The sequence below is a fragment of the Pseudomonas atacamensis genome, from assembly GCF_017167965.1.
Classification (GTDB): domain Bacteria; phylum Pseudomonadota; class Gammaproteobacteria; order Pseudomonadales; family Pseudomonadaceae; genus Aquipseudomonas; species Aquipseudomonas atacamensis.
Map to the genome: position 1 here is coordinate 5,045,394 of NZ_CP070503.1, position 23,476 is coordinate 5,068,869.

The 23,476-nt window shown below is 59.8% G+C and carries 25 protein-coding genes; 15 read left to right on the forward strand and 10 right to left on the reverse strand.

Annotation, left to right across the window (positions count from 1 at the left end; genetic code table 11):
• Nucleotides 1–15 precede the first annotated feature (15 nt).
• Nucleotides 16–471, reverse strand: a complete 456-nt coding sequence (locus JWU58_RS23025; RefSeq protein WP_122881965.1) for a flavodoxin — start codon at nucleotides 469–471, stop codon at nucleotides 16–18.
• Nucleotides 472–624: 153 nt separating this feature from the next.
• Here JWU58_RS23025 and JWU58_RS23030 point away from each other — a divergent pair, with 153 nt between their 5' ends.
• Both JWU58_RS23030 and JWU58_RS23035 read left to right on the forward strand, forming a co-directional pair.
• Complete coding sequence (locus tag JWU58_RS23030; RefSeq protein WP_125917955.1) at nucleotides 625–1,101, forward strand: PAS domain-containing protein; 477 nt, start codon at nucleotides 625–627, stop codon at nucleotides 1,099–1,101.
• 54 nt (nucleotides 1,102–1,155) lie between these two features.
• A complete protein-coding gene (locus JWU58_RS23035; RefSeq protein WP_024011639.1) occupies nucleotides 1,156–1,761 on the forward strand; it encodes a hypothetical protein in 606 nt (201 codons plus the stop codon).
• Nucleotides 1,762–1,764: 3 nt separating this feature from the next.
• On the opposite strand, the gene JWU58_RS23040 is transcribed toward JWU58_RS23035, so the two are convergent.
• A complete protein-coding gene (locus JWU58_RS23040) occupies nucleotides 1,765–2,724 on the reverse strand; it encodes a MerR family transcriptional regulator (protein ID WP_038861127.1) in 960 nt (319 codons plus the stop codon).
• Between the two features lie 211 nt (nucleotides 2,725–2,935).
• Between JWU58_RS23040 and JWU58_RS23045 the strand changes: the two genes are divergently transcribed.
• The 5 genes from JWU58_RS23045 to JWU58_RS23065 all read left to right on the forward strand — a co-directional run bounded on the left by JWU58_RS23045 (nucleotide 2,936) and on the right by JWU58_RS23065 (nucleotide 5,441).
• Entirely contained in the window at nucleotides 2,936–3,505 is a 570-nt protein-coding gene (locus JWU58_RS23045; protein ID WP_024011637.1) for a putative antibiotic biosynthesis monooxygenase, read from the forward strand.
• 58 nt (nucleotides 3,506–3,563) lie between these two features.
• Nucleotides 3,564–4,274, forward strand: a complete 711-nt coding sequence (gene folM, locus JWU58_RS23050; protein ID WP_206421045.1) for a dihydromonapterin reductase — start codon at nucleotides 3,564–3,566, stop codon at nucleotides 4,272–4,274.
• A gap of 72 nt (nucleotides 4,275–4,346) precedes the next feature.
• On the forward strand, nucleotides 4,347–4,718 hold the full coding sequence (folX, locus tag JWU58_RS23055) for a dihydroneopterin triphosphate 2'-epimerase (RefSeq protein WP_110600286.1): 372 nt from the start codon (nucleotides 4,347–4,349) through the stop codon (nucleotides 4,716–4,718).
• A 95-nt stretch (nucleotides 4,719–4,813) separates the two neighbouring features.
• Entirely contained in the window at nucleotides 4,814–5,110 is a 297-nt protein-coding gene (locus JWU58_RS23060; RefSeq protein ID WP_056782977.1) for a DUF1244 domain-containing protein, read from the forward strand.
• Nucleotides 5,103–5,441, forward strand: a complete 339-nt coding sequence (locus JWU58_RS23065) for a HopJ type III effector protein (protein WP_110600288.1) — start codon at nucleotides 5,103–5,105, stop codon at nucleotides 5,439–5,441. Before JWU58_RS23060 ends, JWU58_RS23065 begins: the two co-directional genes overlap by 8 nt.
• Before the next feature lie 195 nt (nucleotides 5,442–5,636).
• Here JWU58_RS23065 and trxB read toward each other — a convergent pair whose 3' ends face one another.
• On the reverse strand, nucleotides 5,637–6,599 hold the full coding sequence (gene trxB / locus JWU58_RS23070) for a thioredoxin-disulfide reductase (RefSeq protein WP_016771656.1): 963 nt from the start codon (nucleotides 6,597–6,599) through the stop codon (nucleotides 5,637–5,639).
• 312 nt (nucleotides 6,600–6,911) lie between these two features.
• On the opposite strand from trxB, the gene cysZ reads away from it, so the two are divergent.
• Both cysZ and JWU58_RS23080 read left to right on the forward strand, forming a co-directional pair.
• Entirely contained in the window at nucleotides 6,912–7,664 is a 753-nt protein-coding gene (gene cysZ / locus JWU58_RS23075) for a sulfate transporter CysZ (RefSeq protein ID WP_038861129.1), read from the forward strand.
• 40 nt (nucleotides 7,665–7,704) lie between these two features.
• Entirely contained in the window at nucleotides 7,705–8,904 is a 1,200-nt protein-coding gene (locus tag JWU58_RS23080; protein WP_206421046.1) for a glycosyltransferase family 4 protein, read from the forward strand.
• Between the two features lie 127 nt (nucleotides 8,905–9,031).
• On the opposite strand, the gene JWU58_RS23085 is transcribed toward JWU58_RS23080, so the two are convergent.
• From JWU58_RS23085 to JWU58_RS23095, 3 genes are all read right to left on the reverse strand, one after another.
• Nucleotides 9,032–10,135, reverse strand: coding sequence for an NADH:flavin oxidoreductase (locus JWU58_RS23085; protein WP_206421047.1), 1,104 nt, complete (start codon nucleotides 10,133–10,135; stop codon nucleotides 9,032–9,034).
• A gap of 155 nt (nucleotides 10,136–10,290) precedes the next feature.
• The gene (locus JWU58_RS23090; RefSeq protein WP_016771660.1) at nucleotides 10,291–10,773 is read right to left on the reverse strand and encodes a glutathione peroxidase; all 483 of its coding nucleotides are present in this window, start codon (nucleotides 10,771–10,773) and stop codon (nucleotides 10,291–10,293) included.
• A gap of 123 nt (nucleotides 10,774–10,896) precedes the next feature.
• Entirely contained in the window at nucleotides 10,897–11,382 is a 486-nt protein-coding gene (locus JWU58_RS23095) for an FKBP-type peptidyl-prolyl cis-trans isomerase (RefSeq protein WP_016771661.1), read from the reverse strand.
• Here JWU58_RS23095 and JWU58_RS23100 point away from each other — a divergent pair.
• From JWU58_RS23100 to JWU58_RS23110, 3 genes are read left to right on the forward strand one after another with little or no spacing between them, the layout of a single operon-like run.
• The gene (locus JWU58_RS23100; protein ID WP_123443402.1) at nucleotides 11,351–11,677 is read left to right on the forward strand and encodes a DUF3565 domain-containing protein; all 327 of its coding nucleotides are present in this window, start codon (nucleotides 11,351–11,353) and stop codon (nucleotides 11,675–11,677) included. The genes JWU58_RS23095 and JWU58_RS23100 overlap by 32 nt on opposite strands.
• 51 nt (nucleotides 11,678–11,728) lie before the next feature.
• The gene (gene pta, locus JWU58_RS23105; protein WP_024011632.1) at nucleotides 11,729–13,828 is read left to right on the forward strand and encodes a phosphate acetyltransferase; all 2,100 of its coding nucleotides are present in this window, start codon (nucleotides 11,729–11,731) and stop codon (nucleotides 13,826–13,828) included.
• Complete coding sequence (locus tag JWU58_RS23110; protein ID WP_206421048.1) at nucleotides 13,829–14,734, forward strand: acyltransferase; 906 nt, start codon at nucleotides 13,829–13,831, stop codon at nucleotides 14,732–14,734.
• 153 nt (nucleotides 14,735–14,887) lie between these two features.
• On the opposite strand, the gene cysN is transcribed toward JWU58_RS23110, so the two are convergent.
• The 4 genes from cysN to JWU58_RS23130 all read right to left on the reverse strand — a co-directional run bounded on the left by cysN (nucleotide 14,888) and on the right by JWU58_RS23130 (nucleotide 19,212).
• Nucleotides 14,888–16,786, reverse strand: a complete 1,899-nt coding sequence (gene cysN, locus JWU58_RS23115) for a sulfate adenylyltransferase subunit CysN (protein ID WP_160767844.1) — start codon at nucleotides 16,784–16,786, stop codon at nucleotides 14,888–14,890.
• 53 nt (nucleotides 16,787–16,839) lie between these two features.
• Nucleotides 16,840–17,181 carry a four helix bundle protein gene (locus JWU58_RS23120; RefSeq protein ID WP_039759341.1) on the reverse strand — a complete coding sequence of 114 codons (342 nt, stop codon included), beginning with the start codon at nucleotides 17,179–17,181 and terminating at the stop codon, nucleotides 16,840–16,842.
• A gap of 104 nt (nucleotides 17,182–17,285) precedes the next feature.
• Nucleotides 17,286–18,203: a sulfate adenylyltransferase subunit CysD gene (cysD, locus tag JWU58_RS23125; RefSeq protein ID WP_016771664.1), complete on the reverse strand. Its 918-nt coding sequence runs from the start codon at nucleotides 18,201–18,203 to the stop codon at nucleotides 17,286–17,288.
• A gap of 250 nt (nucleotides 18,204–18,453) precedes the next feature.
• Complete coding sequence (locus JWU58_RS23130; RefSeq protein WP_206421049.1) at nucleotides 18,454–19,212, reverse strand: Nif3-like dinuclear metal center hexameric protein; 759 nt, start codon at nucleotides 19,210–19,212, stop codon at nucleotides 18,454–18,456.
• A 104-nt stretch (nucleotides 19,213–19,316) separates the two neighbouring features.
• On the opposite strand from JWU58_RS23130, the gene algW reads away from it, so the two are divergent.
• The 3 genes from algW (at nucleotide 19,317) to JWU58_RS23145 (ending at nucleotide 23,400) form a co-directional block, all read left to right on the forward strand.
• Nucleotides 19,317–20,474 carry a Do family serine endopeptidase AlgW gene (gene algW / locus JWU58_RS23135; protein WP_016770590.1) on the forward strand — a complete coding sequence of 386 codons (1,158 nt, stop codon included), beginning with the start codon at nucleotides 19,317–19,319 and terminating at the stop codon, nucleotides 20,472–20,474.
• An 88-nt stretch (nucleotides 20,475–20,562) separates the two neighbouring features.
• Nucleotides 20,563–22,668, forward strand: coding sequence for a TonB-dependent siderophore receptor (locus JWU58_RS23140; RefSeq protein WP_123443397.1), 2,106 nt, complete (start codon nucleotides 20,563–20,565; stop codon nucleotides 22,666–22,668).
• Between the two features lie 12 nt (nucleotides 22,669–22,680).
• On the forward strand, nucleotides 22,681–23,400 hold the full coding sequence (locus JWU58_RS23145) for a DUF4198 domain-containing protein (protein WP_123443396.1): 720 nt from the start codon (nucleotides 22,681–22,683) through the stop codon (nucleotides 23,398–23,400).
• The last annotated feature ends 76 nt before the right edge of the window (nucleotides 23,401–23,476 follow it).

The following is a 23,476-nucleotide window of genomic DNA, read 5'->3' on the forward strand; positions in this document are numbered from 1 at the left end:
GATTATTGCCCGCGATCAGCCCTTGAGCGCTTCAATCAACTGCGCCAGCCACGGCTCGGCATCGGTTTCCGGCGTGACGCTTTCGCTGGCGTCGATGCGCAGCATTTCCTGCACCTCGTTTACGCCCAGTTCGGTAAACAATTCCCGCATCTGCTCGCCACCGCCGCAGAAGGTGTCGCCATAGCTGGCATCACCGAGGGCGATCACCGCGCCGGGCAGGCCGCGCAACGAAGCAGGCAACTGATCGCGCAGGGTCGAATACAACGGTTGCAGGTTGTCTGGCAACTCGCCCATGCCAGTGGTCGAAGTCACAGCGAGAAGGGCCTCGGGACCGAACGCCTGAATATCGGCCAACGCGGCGCGCGAGTTGTAGAAGGTTTCAAAGCCGGCGGCTTTCAGCAGGTTCTGGGCGTGGCGGGCGACTTCTTCGGCGGTGCCGTAGACTGAACCTGAGAGGATGGCGACTTTCATCAATCTGATCCTGGAACTGAAAAAAAGAGCCGCGATAGTAACAGCCCATGCCGCGAAGTTGCGATTGGCTCTCAATGGAAGCTGCTGGCCTATAGACAGTCCGCGGCTTTCTTCTAGAATGCCTGCCACTGACATAACGGAAGGGATTCTCGGATGATCAACGCCAGCCTGCTGCAAATGGTGATTAATGCGTCGAATGACGGAATCGTAGTTGCTGAAAAGGAAGGCGAGCAGGACAACATCCTTATTTACGTCAACCCTGCCTTCGAGCGCATGACCGGTTATAGCAGTGAGGAGATCCTCTACCAGGACTGTCGTTTTTTGCAGGCTGGAGACCGTGATCAACCAAGTCTGCAGCTGATTCGCGAGACATTGCGTGAAGGCGGTTCCTGCCGGGAGATCCTGCGCAACTATCGCAAGGATGGCACGCCGTTCTGGAACGAATTGTCATTGTCGACGATAAAAAATGCCGATGACGGGCAGACTTATTTCATCGGTGTGCAAAAAGATGTAACGCTTCAGGTCAAGGCGCAGCAGCGGGTTGCGCAGCTGGAAGCACAAGTGGCGGCGCTGCAAAGCGAGCTATCGGCGTTGAAAGCGACGAACGGCGCAAACAAAACCGCGAACTGATGGTCATTAACTACAATCACCAATGACTTTGTAACTATTCACTTCGAGTTAGCCATGCAACGCGACGCCCTCCTCACCCAGGACGAGCTGGATTTCATCCAGACCATGCAGCACAACCCGCAACTTAACGTGCGGGATGCAACGTCGAGTCTGCTGGTTAATGGTGGTTCGCAGATCCGTGACCTGCTGACACGTCTGGCTGCTCACGAGCAGGTGACGATCCAGGCCAACTTCGAAAATCAGCAGATGACTTTTCCGCTGCATCTGGTGGAAGACGAGTTCCACGCGCTGCATCTGCGTCTCGGTGTGCCGAGCATCTACGAAGACGGCCCGATGGTGCGCCCATGGCGCCTGGTTCTTGAAGAGCCGGTGGCGCTGGAAAACGCCAAAGGCCAGCCCGGCACGCTGTGGGTACACGAGGTATCGCACAAAGGCGTGTTGCTGGAAGTGCGCAACAAGACCAAACCACCGAAACATTTCGCCCTGTGGTTCAGCCCTTCCGGTTATGAGCGCATCTCGTTGCGCGGCCATTTCGAGCGTGAAACCGAGCAAGGTTTCTTCGCCTACGAACTGAGCCAGACCGATGCCGACGAAACCGAGCGCTTGCGCCAGTTCATCCTGCAACAGCATCGCCTGACCCACCCCGCCCTGCACGCCTGAGTTTCAGGTATCCAGTTTGCCTGCCATGAATTGCTTCATGCGTTGACGCATTGTCGCGCCCTCATTTCCCAGGCATGCCACCGATGAACCGGCCAGGCTGTCTTCGGCCAGTTCCGAGGCATCGCCGGCCAACATTAATTGGCAATCCAGACTCAGTGCCAGACGATTCAGGCGCCGGGGCAGCTCCGGACCGGGGGCATGGTTTGAAAACAGCACAAGCGCGTCAGGCTTGACCTTTTCGCAGACCAGCGTCAATTCATCGAAAGGCTGGCCCGTGGTCAGCACCCGCACGCCAGAATCGTTGCCACTGAGAAACAGCGCCGCGACCAGCAACTCAAGCTCTCTGCATTGCCCCGCAAGCGCACTGACGACCACCCGGCGCGGTTGAGCCCCCCGCAGCATGACGATGCGCTGCAGCACGCGCGCCCTGAGAAATCCGTCGAGAAACAACCATTCGCTGGTTTGCCCGAAAGCGTCCTGGCGCTGCAGCAATTGCCGCCACAACGGCATGATGATGGCTTCGAACACCACTGGCAGCGTGTACGACGAGAAAATCTGTCCGTAGACGCGATCCAGCTGCTGATCGTCGAACTCACTGACCGCCTGCTGAACCTGCTCCTGCCATTGCTTGTAATCGGCCTGCACATGATCATCGGGGATAAAGTTTGCCAGCACCTTCAGAGGCTCTGTTTTCGCCAGGATCTTGCCGACTTTGCTCACGGCCACGCCGCGATCGATCCAGTCGACGATGCTGCGAACACGCTCGATATCGTTCATGGAATACAAACGATGCCCGCTTTCGGTGCGGGTCGGCTGGATCAATCCGTAGCGACGCTCCCAGGCCCGCAGGGTCACCGGATTGACGCCGGTCAGGCGCGCCACTTCGCGGATGGGGAACAGCTCTTCGCGTTCGAGCGTGCCGGGTGCTGTTGAGGCCGGGCGAGTATCCGTGATTACAGGCATCTGGCGGTCAACTTCCATGTCGGTTTATTGGATCCCATTTTAAACATGATGGACTGGAAACCTTCAAGTAGTGATCTGCGACGAATATGGCTGGTTTAATCGACAAAATCAGGAATAATCCTTGCTTGTTGTAAAGCGCAGGCCTCTACCCCGGCCTGCGTCAGGCGAAGCTCCTACCCGGAACGACGTGCTCGAAATACGGAGATACAAAATGTCTACTTCCCCCGTTACGTTGATGGTAGCGCGTCGCGTCGCTGATGGCCGCTATCACGATCTCATTGCATGGTTGCGCGAAGGCGAACAACTGGCCACCGACTTCCCCGGCTACCTGGGTTCCGGCGTCCTTGCGCCACCGCCCGGTGACAACGAATTCCAGATCATCTTTCGCTTTGTCGATGAGCAGACCCTGCATGCTTGGGAATACTCGGCGTCGCGTACCGCCTGGCTTAACCGCGGCAGCGATTTGTTCGAACATCCTAAAGAGCACCGGGTCAGCGGCATTGAAGGCTGGTTTGGTGCTGCCGGGCAACGCCCACCGCGCTGGAAACAGGCCGTGGCGATCTGGCTGGCGTTTTTCCCGGTGTCGCTGATTTTCAACTTTATCCTCGGCCCGCTGCTGGCTGAGTTGAGCCTGTTGCCGCGGATATTGATCGGCACGGCGTGCCTGACGCCGCTGATGGTGTATTTCTTCATCCCGTTGTCGACGCGCCTGCTGGCGAACTGGTTGAACAGCACGCCGACGCGGCCATTGGCTGGCGCACCGTCGGCGCAGAATCGCTGATCTGCAGCGGGCGGCGAGCCTGTTATAGTTTTCGCTTCAACCGCGATGCGAGCCGCCCATGCCAGATTCCGCAGCCCCGATCCTCATCACCGGCGCCGGCCAGCGTGTCGGCTTGCACTGCGCGCAGCGCTTGATCGAGGACGGCCACCCGCTGATTTTCACTTACCGCACCGAGCGACCGGGCGTGCAGGCACTGCGCGATCTTGGCGCGACAGCGCTGTTCGCGGACTTTTCCAGTGAGGCAGGAATACTGGCCTTCATTAATTCATTGAACGCGCACACCGACAGTTTGCGCGCGATTGTGCACAACGCCTCCGAATGGCTGGCGGAAACCCAGGGCAGCGAAGCACAAGCCTTCAATCGCATGTTCAACATTCACATGCTCGCGCCTTACCTGATCAACCTGCACTGCGCCGAGTTGCTGCAGCGCTCGACGCCTGCCGACATCATCCACATCAGCGACGATGTCATCCGCAAAGGCAGCAGCAAGCACATCGGTTATTGCGCCAGCAAGGCCGGGCTCGACAGTCTGACCCTGTCGTTTGCCGCGCGCTTTGCGCCGGCCATCAAGGTCAACGGCATCGCCCCGGCGCTGTTATTGTTCAACCCCGACGATGACGCGGCGTACCGCGCCAAGGCGTTGGCCAAGTCCGCGTTGGGTATCGAGCCCGGCAGCGAGGTGATCTATCAGAGCCTGCGCTATCTGCTCGACAATCCCTATGTCACCGGCACGACCCTCACCGTCAACGGTGGACGGCACGTCAAATAGGCCGTCCCGCTTCGGCCGCGAGTCGAGTAAGATCCACCAGAACGCCTGCAATAGACTGGACGGAGCAAATCAATGCCACAACTTCAACCGGGGATGGCGCGCATCCGGGTCAAGGATCTGCGCCTGCGCACCTTTATCGGCATCAACGAGGACGAAATCCTCAACAAGCAGGATGTGCTGATCAACCTGACCATTCTGTACGCGGCGCAGGAGGCGGTGCGTGATAACGACATCGACCACGCGCTGAATTACCGCACCATCACCAAAGCGATCATCGCCCACGTCGAAATTAACCGCTTCGCCCTGCTCGAACGCCTGACCCAGGAATTGCTCGACCTGGTGATGACCAATGCATCGGTGCTGTACGCCGAAGTCGAAGTCGACAAACCGCACGCCCTGCGCTTCGCCGAGTCGGTATCGATTACGCTCGCGGCGAGTCGCTAGCTTCAAGCCTCAAGCCGCAAGCTGTAAACTTTGCTCACAGACACCCATCTTGCAGCTTGAAGCTTGCCGCTCAAAGCTGTCTCGAAGAGACCCCCATGACTGATCAACAACGCCTGGAACTCGAAGCCGCCGCCTTTCGCCGACTGGTCGCCCACCTCGACAGCCGCAAGGACGTGCAGAACATCGACCTGATGAACCTTGCCGGGTTCTGCCGCAACTGCCTGTCGAAGTGGTACAAGGCCGAAGCCGACCAACGCCAGATCGAGGTCAGCCTCGATGACGCCCGCGAAGTGGTGTACGGCATGCCCTACGCCGAGTGGAAAGCCCAATACCAGCAAGAAGCCAGCGCCGAGCAGCAAGCAGCGTTTGCCAAAGGAAAACCCAATGACTGATTTGAACACCCTGCGCGCCAGCCTCAAGAGTGGCGAGCATGCTTTCGCCGACACTCTGGCGTTCATCGCCGCCGGTTACGACTACCAGCCGCAAGCATTCAACAACGGCGGCGTGGAAAACGCTGCCGGGCAGAATGAAGGCTCGTGCAAGACACTGGGCCTCGCATTGCTTGAGGGGCTGAGCGATGAAGAAGCGCTGCTGGCTTTCGGCGAGCATTACCGCTCGGTACTGGCGACGCCTGAGGGCAGCGATCACGGCAATATTCGCGCGTTGATCAAGCACGGCCTGGCTGGGGTGAAATTCACCGCACAACCCCTGACCCGCCGCTAACAACTGGATTCGGATCGTTCCCACGCTCCGCGTGGGAATGCCTCATTGGACGCTCTGCGTCCGCTTTGGGACGCAGAGCGTCTCGGGCTGCATTCCCACGCAGAGCGTGGGAACGATCGAATTGCGTTGGAGCAGGAAGAGCGTGCACAAAAAAACCGGCCAATCTCTGGCCGGTTTTTTTTGTGCCCTGCGGTCTTAGAACGTGGCGTTCTGCAGGCCGTCCAGGTAGCGCTCGGTGTCCAGTGCCGCCATGCAACCGGCGCCGGCCGAGGTGATGGCCTGACGGTAAACGTGGTCAGCCACGTCACCGGCAGCGAAGATGCCTTCGACGCTGGTGGCCGTCGCATTGCCTTCGCGGCCGCCCTGCACAACCAGGTAACCGTCTTTCAGCGTCAACTGGCCCTCGAACAGCGAAGTGTTCGGGGTGTGGCCGATGGCGATGAACACGCCATCGACTTTGATTTCGTCGAAGCTGCCATCGTTGTTGCGCAGACGCGCACCGGTGACGCCCATGTTGTCGCCGAGGACTTCGTCCAGGTTGGCGTTCAACTTGAGGATGATCTTGCCTTCGGCCACACGGGCGTTGAGCTTGTCGATCAGGATCTTCTCGGCGCGGAAAGTTTCGCGACGGTGGATCAAAGTCACGGTGCTGGCGATGTTGGCCAAGTACAGCGCTTCTTCGACAGCGGTGTTGCCACCGCCAACCACAGCGACCGGCTTGTTGCGATAGAAGAAACCGTCGCAGGTCGCGCAGGCCGACACGCCTTTGCCCATGAACGCTTCTTCCGACGGCAGACCCAGGTAGCGGGCGCTGGCACCGGTGGCGATGATCAGAGCATCACAGGTGTAAACCGCGCTGTCGCCGGTCAGAGTGTACGGCTTGGCAGCGAAGTCCACGGCGTTGATGTGATCGAAAACGATCTCGGTCTCGAAACGCTCCGCGTGCTCGCGCATGCGCTCCATCAGCACCGGGCCGGTCAGACCATGAACATCACCCGGCCAGTTGTCGACTTCGGTGGTGGTAGTCAGTTGACCGCCGGCCTGCATGCCGGTGATCAGCAGTGGCTTGAGGTTGGCGCGGGCCGCGTAGACCGCAGCGCTGTAGCCGGCGGGGCCGGAACCGAGAATGATCACTCGCGAATGACGGACTTCAGACATGAATCTGCTCCTGTTGGCCGGCCATGAAAAATCTGGCGCGGACGCCGGACGGCCGGCGGAATAAAAAAGGACCGTGGACACCTTGGGGAAGGCTTGAACTCGACAGTCCTGTAAAAAGTTGGGTGCAGCGTATCGAGGGGGGCAAGATTAAGGAAATACGGTTTAACAATCCAGCTCATAGGTGGTCTCTATGCCGAGACGCTGACGAGATAGACCTCTTTGTTACAGTGAATGTCGATTGCTCTGCCGCGCTTTCGCCGCTGGGGCAAAGCCGGTAACGTCGGCGCGTTTTCCCTTGCTTCGGAGCACCTTATGCCCGCCCCTGTTCTGTCCGGCCCGCAATACCTGCGCGAAGGCCTCAAACTGGTCCTGAGCCCTGGCCTGCGCCTGTTCGTGTTGTTGCCGCTGGCGATCAACCTGGTGCTGTTCGTCGGATTGATCTATCTGGCCGGCCACCAGTTCAGCCTGTGGGTCGACACGCTGATGCCGTCGTTGCCTGAATGGCTGAGTTTCCTCAGCTATATCCTCTGGCCGTTGTTCGTGGTCCTCGTGGCCTTGATGGTGTTTTTCACCTTCACCATGCTCGCCAACATCATTGCCGCACCGTTCAACGGTTTCCTCGCGGAAAAAGTTGAAGTGGTGGTGCGCGGCACTGATGATTTCCCGGCGTTCAGCTGGGGCGAACTGATCGCGATGATCCCGCGCACCCTTTCCCGGGAAATGCGCAAGCTCGGCTATTTCCTGCCGCGCGCCATCGGCCTGTTCATCCTGTCGTTCATCCCAGTGGTGAATATCGTCGCCGCGCCGTTATGGCTGCTGTTCGGCGTGTGGATGATGGCCATCCAGTACATCGACTACCCGGCGGACAACCACAAACTCGGCTGGAACGAGATGCTCGCCTGGCTGCGGCAGAAGCGCTGGCAGAGCATGAGTTTTGGCGGGATCGTCTACCTGGTGCTGCTGATTCCGGTGGTCAACATCCTGATGATGCCGGCGGCGGTAGCCGGGGCGACGTTGTTCTGGGTGCGCGAGCGTGGTGCCGAAAATCTGGTGATCCAACACTGATCGCGTCACAAATCCATCATCCGACCGTAACAAGCTCGACATGGCCTCAGCCGACACTGAGGTCATGACGACAGCTCTACATATCACCCTCATCAGCGAAACCTTCCCACCGGAAATCAACGGCGTGGCCAATACCCTTGGCCGCTTGTGCGAGGGTTTGCGCGCACGTGGGCATCAGGTGGAGCTCGTGCGCCCGCGCCAGGCCACCGATCCGCAACGCAGCGAAGACGATGCACTGTTGCTGTGTCGCGGATGGCCACTACCGGGCTATCCGGGACTGCAATGGGGCCAGTCGTCGATGCATAAATTGCTGCGCCGTTGGAAACGCCAGCGCCCGGATGTGCTGTACATCGCCACGGAAGGCCCGCTCGGATTGTCGGCACTGCGCGCCGCACGGCGCCTGGGGATTGCGGTGGTGAGCGGTTTTCACACCAACTTCCAGCAATACACCAGCCAGTACGGCCTCGGTCTGCTGACGCGGATGCTCACTCATTACCTGCGCTGGTTTCACAATCGTTCGGCAATGACTCTGGTGCCGAGCGTCAGTCAGCGCCTGGAACTGGAGCGGCGGCATTTCGAGCGGCTGGCGTTGTTGTCGCGGGGTGTGGACAGCCAGTTGTTTCATCCGAGCAAACGTCAGACCGCGTTGCGTGAGCAATGGGGACTCTCTGAGACGGATATCGCGGTCATCCACGTAGGAAGGCTCGCCCCGGAGAAAAATCTGGGCCTGCTCAAACGCTGCTTTGAAGGTTTGCGCGAAACTTATCCACAGCGCCATCTGAAGCTGATCGTGGTCGGAGATGGCCCGCAGCGTTCGGCGCTGGAAAAAGAACTGCCGGAGGCGATCTTCTGCGGCGCGCAACGGGGAGAAGCCCTGGCGGCGCACTACGCCTCAGGAGATCTGTTCGTATTTCCCAGCCTGACCGAAACCTTCGGCAATGTGGTGCTGGAAGCCCTGGCTGCGGGACTCGGCGTTGTTGCCTATGATCAGGCAGCGGCGGCGCAGCATATTCGCCACGGCTACAACGGCGTGTCAGCCATGCCCGGCGATGAGCAGGCATTTTGCGAGGCGGCGGCGTGGTTGCTGGAGGAGGATGAGCGGTTGCGCTGTGTGCGGCTGAATGCGCGGCAGCATGGCAGTCGCCAGGGCTGGGCGGCGATTATCGAGCAGTTCGAGGGGTATTTGCGTGGGGCTTGTGTGGGGGAGCTGGTGGTGCCTGGGGCGCAGACACAACCTTAGATTTTCGGCGACTTAGAAACAGCTTTCGCGAGCAGGCTCGCTCCCACATGGGTACTGCATTCTTTCAGATGGAATGCGGTCGAAGGTGGGAGCGAGCCTGCTCGCGAAAAGGTCGAACTGGCGCCGCTTAAACCAGGGTCATCAACGCCTCACGACTGAACGGCAGAATGTCCTGCTCACGCCCTTCACGGACTTTCTGCGCCCAGTCCGGATCGACCAGCAGCGCACGGCCCACCGCTACCAGGTCGAACTCTTCTTTGTTCAGACGCTCCAGCAGGTTTTCCAGGCTGGCCGGTTGCGCGACCTTGTCGGTGTTGACCATGAACTGCAGGAACTCGCCGTCCAGGCCGACGCTGCCCACGGTGATGGTCGGTTTGCCGGTCAGCTTGCGGGTCCAGCCAGCAAGGTTCAGATCCGAACCGTCGAACTCCGGCTCCCAGAAGCGTCGGGTCGAGCAGTGGAAAATGTCCACGCCAGCGTCGGACAGCGGCTTGAGAAACTCGCCCAGCGCTTCGGGAGTTTGTACCAGACGCGCGGTGTAATCCTGCTGCTTCCATTGCGAGAAGCGGAAGATGATCGGGAAACCCTCACCGACAGCCGCGCGCACTGCTTGAACCAATTCGATGGCAAAACGCGAACGGTTGGCCAGGCTGCCACCGTATTCATCGGTGCGCTGATTGCTGCCTTCCCAGAAGAACTGGTCGATCAGATAGCCGTGGGCGCCGTGGATTTCCACGCCATCCATGCCGATGCTTTGCGCATCTTTGGCAGCCTGGGCAAACGCGGCGATCACGTCCTGGATGTCCTGCTTGGTCATGCCGTGCACCACGACCTGACCGTCCTTGAGTTTTTCCGACGGACCGTAGCCCGGCACGCTGGCGTCCGGCTCGGTGCCGAGGCGACGTACGCTGCCGACATGCCACAGTTGCGGGACGATCTTGCCGCCCTCGGCGTGCACGGCGTCGACAACCTTTTTCCAGCCGGCCAGCGGCGCGTCACCGAAAAATTGCGGCACGTTAGGATAGCCGTTGGCCGCGATGTGGCCGACGGTGGTGCCTTCGGTGATGATCAGACCAACCCCGGCGGCCGCACGACGGCGATAGTACTCAATGACTTTGGAATTCGGCACACCGCCCGGCGAAAACGAACGGGTCATTGGCGCCATGACCACGCGGGTCGGCAGTTCGAGGGCACCGAGGTGGAACGGTTTGAACAGGGCTTGAACGGGCATCGAGAGACTCCACGAAAACGTTGGCGACGGACATTGATCGATATGACGGCGATAATATCCGCCACGTTATTCGCGTGACAGCACTATTGATCTGAATGATTAAGGGTCAAAAGGCAGGCAAAAAAAATCGCAGCTCAATGCTGCGATTTTCTGATTCAGGCTAAGGCTTTTTCGATCGCGGCAATCACTGTCGGATCATCCGGCGCGGTGCGCGGCGAGAACCGCGCCAGCACCCGGCCGTCCTTGCCGAGCAGAAATTTTTCGAAGTTCCAGGTGATGTCACCGGGAAATTCGGCGCCCTCGCCCGCCAGCAGGCGATACAACTGATGCCGCTCGTGGCCGTTGACTTCGAGCTTGCTCGACAACGGAAAGGTCACGCCATAGTTGAGGCTGCAGAACTCCTGGATCTCTTTCTCCGAGCCTGGCTCCTGACCGGCAAACTGGTTGCACGGCAGGCCCAGCACAGCAAAGCCTTTATCTTTGTATTGCTGGTAGAGGTTTTCCAGTGCCGCGTACTGAGGGGTCAAGCCGCATTTGGAGGCCACGTTGACCACCAGCACGACTTGGCCCTTGAACGGCGCCAGCGGTAGCTCCTGACCATCCAGAGCTGTCAACTTAAGGTCGTGAAAAGCACTCATGCCGAACTCCAGGATTCTCGTGTTCTACTCGAAACAGCCACTTGGCGAGGCCACCAAGGACAGCCGCGGACTAAAAAGGCGCCCACAGGCGCCTCTCCAGTACTCGAAGCTTAGCGCAGAAAATCAGTGGTGATGGCCACCTTCGCCATGGACGTGACCATGAGCGATTTCTTCCTGGCTGGCGTCACGGATATCAACGATCTTCACTTCGAAGTTCAGGCGCTGACCGGCCAGAGGGTGGTTGCCATCAACGGTGACGTCGTCGCCGTCCAGATCACGGATGGTGACGATCTGCATCTGGCCGTCCGGCGCCGAAGCGTGGAACTGCATGCCGACTTCCAGCTCGTCAACGCCTTCGAACATGCTGCGGCTCAGGGTGCTGACCAGTTCAGCGGCGTATTCGCCGTAAGCGTCTTCAGGCTCAACGGCTACTTTCAGCTCGTCGCCGACAGCTTTGCCTTCAAGGGCTTTTTCCAGGCCCGGGATGATGTTGCCTGCGCCTTGCAGGTAAACCAGCGGAGCGCCGCCGGCGGAGCTGTCGATGACCTCACCAGCGTCGTTGGTCAGGGTATAGTCGATGGAGACAGCCTTATTGGCGGCGATCAGCATGGGGCGAGACCTTTTGCATAAGAATATAGAAAGGCCAAGTTTAGCGAAGCAATCGCTTGAAAGCGACCACAACCCGGACAAACGGGTTTCGACCATCACCGGCTTCCATCAGGACGAAGATGGCCATTGGGTGGTCGAGCTTTCCTGTGGCCACACCCAGCACCTGCGCCACCAACCGCCGTGGCAAACCCGTGCCTGGGTCCTGGATCCGGCGCAACGTATTGAAAAAACAGGTCAACCCTTTGCCTGCGGTTGGTGTGCACAAGGCTCGGTTAGCGATAACCTTGGCGACTGAATTTCGGTAGTCGGCCAGACATAGGCTGACACCCTTGCATAGAGAATTCCCATGCAAACTTTTTTTATCGCCCCCACCGATTTTGGCGTGGGTCTGACCTCCATCAGCCTCGGGCTGGTGCGCACGCTTGAACGCGCCGGCCTCAAAGTCGGCTTCTTCAAACCGATCGCCCAGCCACATCCGGGCGACACTGGCCCTGAGCGTTCCACCGAACTGGTGGCGCGCACCCATGGCCTGAAACCGCCGCAGCCGTTGGGGCTGGCGCACGTCGAACGCATGCTCGGCGACGGTCAGCTCGACGAATTGCTCGAAGAAATCATCGCCCTGTATCAACAAGCGGCGGTCGGCAAAGACGTGCTGGTGGTAGAAGGCATGGTGCCGACCCGCAGCGCCAGTTACGCCGCGCGGGTCAATCTGCATCTGGCCAAGAGTCTGGATGCCGAGGTGATTCTGGTCTCGGCGCCGGAAAACGAAGTGCTCGCCGAGCTTTCTGGCCGCGTCGAGCTTCAAGCGCAATTATTCGGCGGCCCGAAAGACCCGAAGGTCCTCGGGGTGATCCTCAACAAGGTCAAGACCGACGAGAGCATGGACGCCTTCGCCACACGCCTGAAAGAGCATTCGCCGTTGCTGCGCAGCGGTGATTTCCGCTTGCTTGGCTGCATCCCGTTTCAGCCGGAACTCAATGCGCCGCGCACCCGCGACGTCGCCGACCTGATGGGTGCGCAAGTGCTCAACGCGGGCGACTACGAAACCCGGCGCATGAGCAAAATCATCATTTGCGCACGAACCATGCGCAACACCGTCGAGCTGCTCAAGCCCGGCGTGCTGGTGGTGACGCCGGGCGATCGCGACGACATCATCCTCGCCGTCAGCCTCGCGGCGATCAACGGTGTGCCGCTGGCCGGCCTGCTGCTGACCAGCGACACCCTGCCCGACCCGCGCATCATGGACCTGTGCCGGGGCGCGTTGCAGGCCGGTTTGCCGGTGTTGTCGGTGAGCACCGGCTCGTACGACACCGCCAATCTGCTCAATGGCCTGAACAAGGAAATCCCGATCGATGACCGCGAGCGCGCGGAGATCATCACCGATTTCGTCGCCAGCCACCTCGACGCCAACTGGCTGCACCAGCGCTGCGGCACGCCTCGGGAGATGCGCCTGTCGCCAGCGGTGTTCCGCTACCAATTGATCCAGCGCGCGCAAGCGGCGAACAAGCGCATCGTGTTGCCCGAAGGCAGCGAGCCGTTCACCGTGCAAGCAGCGGCGATCTGTCAGGAACGCGGGATCGCCCGCTGCGTATTGCTGGCCAAACCCGAAGACGTCGAAGCGGTCGCCCGCGCCCAAGGCATCGTGCTGCCGCCGGGTCTGGAAATCCTTGACCCGGACCACATCCGCGAGCGTTACGTCGAGCCGATGGTCGCCCTGCGCAAGAGCAAAAGCCTCAACGCACCGATGGCCGAGCAGCAACTGGAAGACACCGTGGTGATCGGCACCATGATGCTGGCGCTGGACGAGGTAGACGGCTTGGTTTCGGGTGTGATCAACACCACCGCCAACACCATCCGCCCGGCCCTGCAACTGATCAAGACCGCACCGGGCTGCACGCTGGTGTCGTCGGTGTTCTTCATGCTCTTTCCGGAAGAAGTGCTGGTCTACGGCGACTGCGTGATGAACCCGCACCCGAGCGCCGCGGAACTGGCCGAGATCGCCCTGCAAAGCGCCGACTCGGCGGCCGCATTCGGCATTACTCCACGGGTGGCGATGATCAGCTATTCCAGCGGCGAATCGGCGCGCGGTGAAGAAGTCGAGAAAGTCCGCGAGGCGACTCTGCTCGCTCATGAGCAACAAAACTCGCTGTTGATCGACGGCCCGTTGCAGTACGACGCCGCCGCCAACGCCGACGTCGCCCGGCAACTGGCGCCGAACAGTCAGGTCGCCGGGCGCGCCACGGTGTTTGTGTTCCCCGATCTGAACACCGGCAACACCACGCACAAAGCCGTGCAGCGCAGCGCCGATTGCGTCAGCCTCGGGCCGATGCTGCAAGGCCTGCGCAAACCGGTGAACGACCTGCCGCGCGGCGCGCAAGTCGATGACATCGTCTACACCATCGCGCTCACCGCGATTCAAGCCGCCAACCGACCTATGGATGTGTAAATGCTGGATTTTCTACCCGCCCCCGTGCGCGGCGTGATCGCCTCGCTGCTGTTGGCGCTCAACACGATTCTGCTGTGCTCGTTCCTGTTCTGCGTGGCGCTGGTCAAGGCTTTGCCGTTTGCCTTTACCCAGCGCATCGCCGGTTGGCTGATGAGCCACACCCACGAGGCGTGGATCAGCAATAACAAAGGCTGGATGAATCTGGTACGGCGCACCCGCTGGCACCTCAGCGGTCTGCAAGGCCTCGACTATCAGCACTCGTACCTGATCACCAGCAACCACCAGAGCTGGGTGGATATTCTGGTGCTGCAATACGTGCTCAACCGCAAGATTCAGCCGCTGAAGTTCTTCCTCAAGCAGGAGCTGATCTGGGTTCCGGTAATCGGGCTGGCTTGGTGGGCGCTGGGCTTTCCGTTCATGAAGCGCTACTCCAAGGCGTATCTGGAAAAACACCCGGAGAAAAAAGGCAAGGACCTGGAAACCACGCGCAAGACCTGCGCGAAATTCCGCCATAACCCGGTGGGGATTTTCAACTTCGTCGAAGGCACACGCTTCACCGAAGGCAAGCATGCGCAGCAGCAGTCACCGTTCAAGTACCTGCTCAAGCCCAAGGCCGGCGGGATCGCCTTTGTGCTGGATGCGATGGGCGAACAGCTGGAATCAATCGTCAACGTGACGATTCATTATCCGGCCGGGCGTCCGGGGTTCTGGGATTTGCTCTGCGGCAATGTGCGCGATGTGGTGGTGCATTTTGAAGAAATCAAAATCCCGCTGGCCTTCATCGGCAAGAACTACGACCAGGACGGCGAGTATCGATTGCAGTTCCAGGGCTGGATCAATCAACTGTGGCTGGACAAGGATGCGTTGCTGGAGCAGATGCACCGCGAATATCCACCCAAACACTGACCCCTGTGGGAGCGAGCAGGCTCGCTCCCACAGTTGATCGTTCCCACGCTCCGCGTGGGAACGATCACCCGGCCAAAAAAAACCCGCCGATGATCACTCACCGGCGGGCTTTTTCTTGCCGCTTGCAGCTAGAAGCCTGTCGCTGCTTCTACCTTAGATCGCACCACGCTGACGCAACAGCTCCAGCACTTGCTTGACGCTTTCTTCCAGGCTCAGCGACTGCGTGTCGATCACCAGGTCGGCATTGAGCGGCACATCGTACGGGAAGGATTCGCCCGGGATGTTGTCGCCGCCAGCGGCGTACAGACCTTGCGGATCACGCTCGGCGCACACGGTCGGCGAGGCCTGCACATAGACCGTCAGCAAGCGATCCTGGCCGATCAGTTCCTTGGCCTGCTCGCGACCTTCGGCACTCGGCGCAACGAACGCGGCCAATGTCAGCAGCCCCGCTTCGTTGAACTGACGCGCCACGTGCGCGGCTCGACGCCAGTTCTCGGTACGCCCGGCGCGATCCTGCGGTAGCCCCTTGTTCAGGTCCTGACGCAGGTTCTGGCCATCCAGTACAAACACCGCGCGGCCCATGTCGAACAGCTTGCGCTCGACCGCGTATGCCAGGGTGCTTTTGCCCGCACCGGACAGGCCGCTGAACAGCACGGTGGCCGGTTGCTGGCCGAAGCGCTGGGCACGTTCTTCGGTCGCCACGTGGGCCAATTTGCCGTGGTGGGTTGCAGTGCCATGGGCCACTGGCTGAGCGACGATCATGCCGGCGCCAACGGTGCCGTTGGTCAGGCGATCGATGACGATGAATGCGCCGGTGGTGCGGTTGCTTTCGTAACCATCGAGGGCGATCGGCGCGTCGAGCGCGATCTTCACCTTGCCGATTTCGTTGAGCTGCAACGCGCTCGCCGGGCCTTCTTCCAACGTGTTGACGTCGACCTTGTTGACGATGCTGGCGATCGAGCCCGGCACGTAACTGGTGGCGCGTTTGATGTCATATTTCTTGCCCGGCAGCATCGGCTCTTCAGCCATCCACACCAGCATCGCTTCGAAGCTGTCGGTCACCGGCGGCACGTTGTCGGCATGCACCAACAGGTCGCCACGGGAGATGTCGATTTCGTCTTCCATGGTCAGCGTTACCGCCTGACCTGGGCCTGCGTGTTCCAGCTCACCTTCGAAAGTGACGATGGACTTCACGCGGCTGCTCTTGCCCGACGGCAGCACCACGACTTCGTCGCCCTTGTGCACGATGCCGCTGGCCAGGGTGCCGGCGAAACCGCGGAAGTTCAGGTTCGGACGGTTGACGTACTGCACCGGGAAACGCAGATCGGTGAAGTTGCGATCGCCGGCGACTTCCACAGTCTCCAGAATCTCCATCAGCGACTGACCGGTGTACCACGGCGAGCGCTCGGACTTGTTCACCACGTTGTCGCCCTTGAGGGCAGACATCGGCACGAAGTGCATGCTGGTCGGCTTCATCTTCAAGCCTTCGGCGAACTTCAGGTAGTCGGCCTTGATCGACTCGAACACGCCTTCGTCGAAGTCCTTCAAGTCCATCTTGTTGATGGCGACGACGATGTGTTTGATACCCAGCAGGGAAGCGATGAAGCTGTGGCGACGGGTCTGGGTCTGCACGCCGTAACGGGCGTCGACCAGAATGATCGCCAGGTCACAGGTGGACGCACCGGTGGCCATGTTGCGGGTGTACTGCTCATGGCCGGGGGTGTCGGCGATGATGAATTTGCGCTTGGCAGTGGAGAAATAGCGGTAAGCGACATCAATGGTGATGCCCTGCTCACGCTCGGCCTGCAGACCGTCGACCAGCAATGCCAGGTCGATGTCGTCACCGGTGGTGCCGACTTTCTTCGAATCGCGGGTGATCGCTTCGAGGTGATCTTCGTAGATCATCTTCGAGTCGTGCAGCAGGCGCCCGATCAGGGTGCTCTTGCCGTCATCGACGTTACCGCAGGTTAAAAAGCGCAGCAGCTCTTTACGTTCGTGCTGGCCCAGGTAGGCGAGGATGTCCTCGCTGATCAAATCAGAAGCATGGCTCATTGCATTCAAGCTCCAAGCTGTAAGCTTCAAGCGGCAAGCTTGTCGGCGTACAGCTAGTCAGAAATTTTGTTGATCAACCCAACCAGCATCCTAGAAAGCTCTCGGGTCTCCATAATCCAATTTTCAGCCAGTGGTTCTGCGATGTAAGCGATATCTCGGCCTATCAGGATCTGGGTGCGCAGCTCTCCACAAGAAGCTTTCGCAATCCAAAGAAAATGAACCTTTTCTTTGCAACTCCGACGCTCCATGCCTTCAGCGATATTGGAAGGCACTGAAAGTGCAGAACGGGTGATCTGATCCTTGAATCCAAAATCCCCGCACCGCGCAAACTCTTTGAAAATCCTCACCGCCAGACATTTGCTTCGCTGCCATACAACCAGTCTCTCGAAATCCATTACGAGTCATCCGATTCCGGCCCGCAGCAACCGGCTGCAAGCGCCAAACTGCAAAGCTACTCATACCGCCTTTAACTTGCAGCTTGCCGCTTGTAACTCGAAGCTTAAAAGTAACCTTGACGTTTTTTGTCTTCCATCGAGCCTGCGCCATCGTGGTCGATGACCCGGCCCTGGCGCTCGGAAGTTCGCGTCAGGAGCATTTCCTGAATGATGTCCGTCAGGCTTTCGGCCTCGGACTCCACCGCGCCCGTCAACGGGTAGCAGCCAAGGGTGCGGAACCGCACTTTCTTTTTCACGATGCGCGCTTTGTCTTCATCGGACAGGTGCTCGAGGATGCGCTCGTCGTCGATCATGATCAGCGTGCCGTTCTTCTCGATCACTTCGCGTTCGGCGGCAAAGTACAGCGGCACAATCGGGATGCCTTCGAGATAGATGTACTGCCAGATGTCCAGCTCGGTCCAGTTCGACAACGGGAACACACGGATGGATTCGCCCTTGTTGACCTTGCCGTTGTAGACGTTCCACAGCTCTGGACGCTGGTTTTTCGGGTCCCAGCGGTGTTTGCTGTCGCGGAACGAGTACACGCGCTCTTTGGCGCGGGATTTCTCTTCATCGCGACGGGCGCCGCCGAACGCTGCATCGAAACCATGCTTGTCGAGTGCCTGTTTCAGGCCTTCGGTTTTCATGATGTCGGTGTGCTTGGCGCTGCCGTGGGTGAACGGGTTGATGTTCTGCGCCACGCCATCGGGGTTGATGTGGGTGATCAGGTCCAGGCCCAAGTCTTCGACCATCTTGTCGCGGAACTTGTACATTTCCTGGAATTTCCAGCGGGTGTCGACGTGCATCACCGGAAACGGCAGTTTGCCCGGGAAGAACGCCTTGCGTGCCAGGTGCAGCATCACGGCGGAGTCTTTACCGATGGAGTACAGCATCACCGGGTTATCGAACTCGGCGGCCACCTCGCGGATGATGTGGATGCTTTCCGCCTCCAGCTGTTTCAGATGCGTCAGTTTGTCGACCATGGCTACTCACGAAAGCTTTCTTATGAACGGCCAGCGGGCCGTGTTCGAGCGAGGAATCCTAGCACAGCGACCTCTTCTAATCAGGACGCCAACTAGATCGAAAGGGTATATGAATATGCCTGCCAGTTCGGCCCGTCAGGGCCGAATGTGGGAGCGAGCCTGCTCGCGAAAGCGGATTGTCAGGCACCTTTGTATTGAAGGTCTGAGGCCTTCGCGAGCAGGCTCGCTCCCACAGGAGTTTGCGGTGAGCTCAGATCGGGTTGGGGCAATCGATAAAGATGTGCTCAAGGGCAAAGCGTTTCGCCAGATACTCGCCCAGCGCCTGGACGCCGTAGCGTTCAGTGGCGTGGTGGCCGGCGGCGATGAAGCTGATGTCGTTTTCCCGCGCACTGTGGAAAGTCTGCTCGGAGGCCTCGCCGCTGATGAACAGGTCGACACCCGCCGCCACGCCCTGGTCGATATAACCCTGGCCACCGCCGGTGCACCAGCCGACGCGGCGGATCATGCCGCTGCCTTCGATCAGCAGCGGCTCGCGGCCCATGACGTCCTGCACCTTGCGCGCGAAATCCCGCGCAGTCATTGGCTCATTCAGCGAGCCGACCAGCCCGACGACTTTCGGATTGCTCGGGTCGAGCGGCGCTTCGACAGTGATGTCCAGCTGACGCGCCAGTTGCACGTTGTTGCCGACGTCCGGGTGCAGATCCAGCGGCAGGTGATAGGCGAGCAGACTGATGTCGTGCTTGAGCAAGGTTTTCAAGCGGCGCTGTTTCATGCCGGTGACGCAAGGGTTTTCGCCTTTCCAGAAATAACCGTGGTGGACCAGGATCAGGTCGGCCTCGGCTTCGACGGCGGCATCGAGCAACGCCTGGCTGGCGGTGACGCCACTGACGATGCGCATCACCTGCGGGCGGCCTTCGACCTGTAATCCGTTGGGGCAATAATCGGCAATTTTCGTACTGCCCAAGTAACGGTCGGCTTCTTCGACGAGGGTGCTGAGGGCAACGGCCATGAAAGACTCCTAAATATCCCGTTCAGAGGCGCGCGCGGCCTCGTATAATGCGCGACATTATGGGCGGTCTGACCTCGCCTGCAACCTTTCCAGGAACGTGCTTAATGCTCAAGGCGCTGCGTTTTTTTGGCTGGCCGCTGTTGGCCGGTGTGCTTATCGCTCTGTTGATTATTCAGCGTTACCCCGAGTGGGTCGGGCTGCCGAGCCTCGACGTCAATCTGCAACAGGCCCCTCAGACCACGATCGTGCAGCAGGGGCCGGTGTCCTATGCGGACGCGGTGGGCATCGCCGCGCCGTCGGTGGTCAACCTGTACACCACCAAGGTCATCAACAAACCGGCGCATCCTTTGTTCGAGGATCCGCAGTTCCGCCGCTTCTTCGGTGACAATTCGCCGAAACAGAAGCGCATGGAATCGAGCCTCGGTTCCGGGGTGATCATGAGCCCGGAAGGCTACATCCTCACCAACAACCACGTCACCAGCGGCGCCGACCAGATCGTTGTGGCGTTGAAGGATGGTCGCGAAACGCTGGCACGGGTGATTGGCAGCGATCCGGAAACCGACCTTGCAGTTCTGAAAATCGACCTGAAAAACCTCCCGGCAATCACCGTCGGCCGCTCCGACAGCATTCGCATCGGTGACGTCGCGCTGGCCATCGGCAACCCGTTCGGCGTCGGCCAGACCGTGACCATGGGCATCATCAGCGCCACCGGCCGAAATCAGTTGGGCCTGAACAACTACGAAGACTTCATCCAGACCGATGCGGCGATCAACCCGGGCAACTCCGGCGGTGCGCTGGTCGATGCCAACGGCAACCTCACCGGTATCAACACGGCGATCTTTTCCAAATCCGGCGGCTCGCAAGGCATCGGTTTTGCCATCCCGGTGAAACTGGCGATGGAAGTGATGAAGTCGATCATCGAGCACGGTCAGGTGATTCGCGGCTGGCTGGGCATCGAAGTACAACCGCTGACTCAGGAACTGGCGGAGTCGTTTGGCTTGTCCGGGCGCCCGGGGATTGTCGTTGCCGGAATCTTCCGTGACGGCCCGGCGCAGAAAGCCGGCCTGCAACTGGGCGATGTGATTCTGAGCATCGATGGCGAGCCCGCCGGCGATGGTCGCCGCTCGATGAACCAGGTGGCGCGGATCAAACCGACCGACAAGGTGACGATTCAGGTTATGCGCAACGGCAAGGAGCTGAAGCTGACGGCTGAAATCGGCCTGCGTCCACCGCCGGCACCGGTGAAAGAAAAAGAAGAGTAAAAATGTTTTCGCGCCAGTGGCGCGAATAACAGACATTCTCAACAGGCATGTTATATTGTTTCAATTCTAGCAATTGGAACAACATAACATGTCGTCTCGCAAAAAGGCCTCGCTGCTGGGCCTGACTCTGGGTTTGCTTTGCGATCCCGCCTTCGCCGATGAGCCGCAGCCCGTTGAGCTGGAAGCCATCAGCGTCACTTCCGACTACGAATCACCCACCGGCCCGGTCAGCGGTTATCGCGCGACTCGTTCGGCCAGTGCGACCAAAACCGACACGGCGATTCGCGATATCCCACAAGCCATCAGCGTCGTTCCGGCCAGTGTGCTCTCGGATCTGGGCAGCACCAGCGTTGAACGCGCGCTGGATTTTGCCGGCGGCGTATCGAAGCAGAACAACTTCGGCGGCCTGACCCTGTACGAATACAGCGTGCGCGGCTTCACCACCTCGGAGTTCTACAAGGACGGCTTCAGTGCCAATCGCGGTTATCCGAGTACGCCAGATGCGGCCAATATAGAACGCATCGAAGTGCTCAAGGGCCCGGCCGCCAGCCTGTACGGCCGGGGTGATCCCGGCGGCACGGTGAACATCGTCACCAAGAAGCCGCAGCCCGAAGCGTTCACCACTTTGCAGACCAGCGCCGGCAGTTGGGATCGCTACCGCACCGCGCTGGACGTCAACACGCCCCTTGATGACCAGGGCAATGTGCTCTCGCGCATCAACCTCGCCGTAGAAGACAACAACAGCTTTCGCGACCACGTCGACAGCCAGCGGGTATTCGTCGCACCCTCAATCAGTTGGCAGTTGAACCCGGACACCTCGCTGCTGGTGGAGAGCGAAATCGTCCGTCACAACTCGACGTTCGATCGTGGTGTGGTGGCGCCGAACAACAAGTGGAGCGGCGTGTCCCGTTCGACGTTCTTGGGTGAGCCCAACGACGGCAACATCGACAACCACAACAACCTGCTCCAGGCCACTCTTGAGCACCATCTGAACGACAGCTGGAAGCTGCGCCTGGCCAGTCACTACAAGGAAGGCAAACTCTGGGGCGACGCTTCCGAAGCACGACCGTTGAACGCCGACGGCCACACGGTCAATCGCCGCTTGCGCGAACGCGATACGAGTTGGCACGACAGCATCACCCAACTGGAACTGCGCGGTCTGTTCGACCTCGGGCCGTGGCAGCATGAATTGCTGATCGGCACCGAGTACGAGAATTACCGCAAGGACGAACGCGTCACCACCATTGCTGGCGGCCCCTACGCCATCGACATCTATAAGCCGGTTTATGGCCAGCCGAAACCCAATGGCGTACGCTCGGGCACCGACTTCTTCGAACACGTCGAAAGTCATGCGCTGAATCTGCAGGACCAGATCATCTTCACCGACAAGCTGCGCGGCATGGTCGGCGCGCGCTTCGAGCATTTCGATCAGCGCATCGACGATCACAGCCGCAACGCCAAAAGCCAGCAGCGCCACGACGCACTGACTCAACGCGCTGGCCTGCTCTATCAACTCACGCCGAACACCGGCCTGTTCGCCAACGCCTCGACCTCGTTCAAACCGAACAACGGCCTGGATGCTTCCGGCAATTCCTTCGATCCGGAAGAAGGCGTCGGTTACGAAGTGGGGATCAAGAACGAGCTGTTCGATGAGCGCGTGAGCAGCACCCTCGCCTTCTTCCACATCGACAAGGAAAACGTTCTCGCCCTCGATCCGGGCACCGACACCAGCCGCGCCATGGGCAAGGCGCGCAGTCAGGGTTTCGATTGGCAAGTGAGCGGTCAGGTGACCGACGCAGTGCGGGTCATTGGCGCCTTCGCCTACATCGACGCCGAGGTGACCAAGGGCGACGCGACCATTCCTACCGGCAGCCGCATCCTCGGCGTGGCTAAACGCAGCGGCAGTCTGCTGGGTGTTTATGAATTTCAGGATGGCCGACTGCGCGGTTCAGACGTCGGTGCAGCGTTCACCTACGTCGGTGATCGTTCGGGCGAATCCGGCAGCGACTTCGAATTGCCGGCCTACCAGACCGTCGACTTGCTCGCGCATTACAAGGCCAGCGACAACGTCACGGTCGGCCTGAACCTGAACAACATCTTCGACGAAAAATACTACGAGCGCTCTTACAGCAACTACTGGGTCAACCCCGGCGAGCCACGCAATTTCACTGTCAGCCTGACACTCAACCTGTAAAAGGACGTCACCATGCACTACGGCAAATCCCTTCTGCTCCTCGCTGCGCTATTCACCGGTCAGGTGTCGGCGCACGGCCTGTGGACAGAGGAGCGACGCGGCAACATCGAAGTGGTCTACGGTCACGGCGCCGAAGACAACGCCTTCAAGGCGCAGAAAATCAGCGGTGCCTGGGCTTATGACGCAGGCGGCAAAATGATCCCGGTCAGCGTCGAGCGCCTGGCCGATCATGCCCGTTTGAAACCATTGAAGCCGCCGGCGCTGATGGCCGTGGCGCTGAACAACGGCATGTGGTCGCAGACGGCGGACAAGAAGTGGATCAACGAAGGACGCAGCAAAGTGCCCGGCGCCACCGAGGCCACGCAGACGTTCAAGTACAGCCTGGCGATCTATCAGCCGGGGACGAAGTTGCCGAAACTGGAGCAGATCAAACTGCTGATCCTGCCGGAGGTCGATCCGCTGACCGTCGGGCCGGGTAAATCGTTACCGGTGCGGGTGCTGCTCGATGGCAAACCGGCGGCGGGGGTGAAGTTATATGGCGACTATCGCAGCGCGCCAAACACCCTGAGCACCGAGACCGACAAGGATGGGCGTGCGCAGGTTCTGGTGCGTAATGAAGGGTTGAATGTGATTGCGGCGCAGGTCGAGGTGCCGGTGAGGGACAGCGCGGATGTGGACAGTCGTGGGTTGTTCAGTTCGCTGACATTCCTTGGCGAGCCGCATCACGAATAAACACAATGAGCAAATGTGGGAGCAAGCCTGCTCGCGAATAGGTACAACATTCAGCACTGGCATTGAATGAAAGACC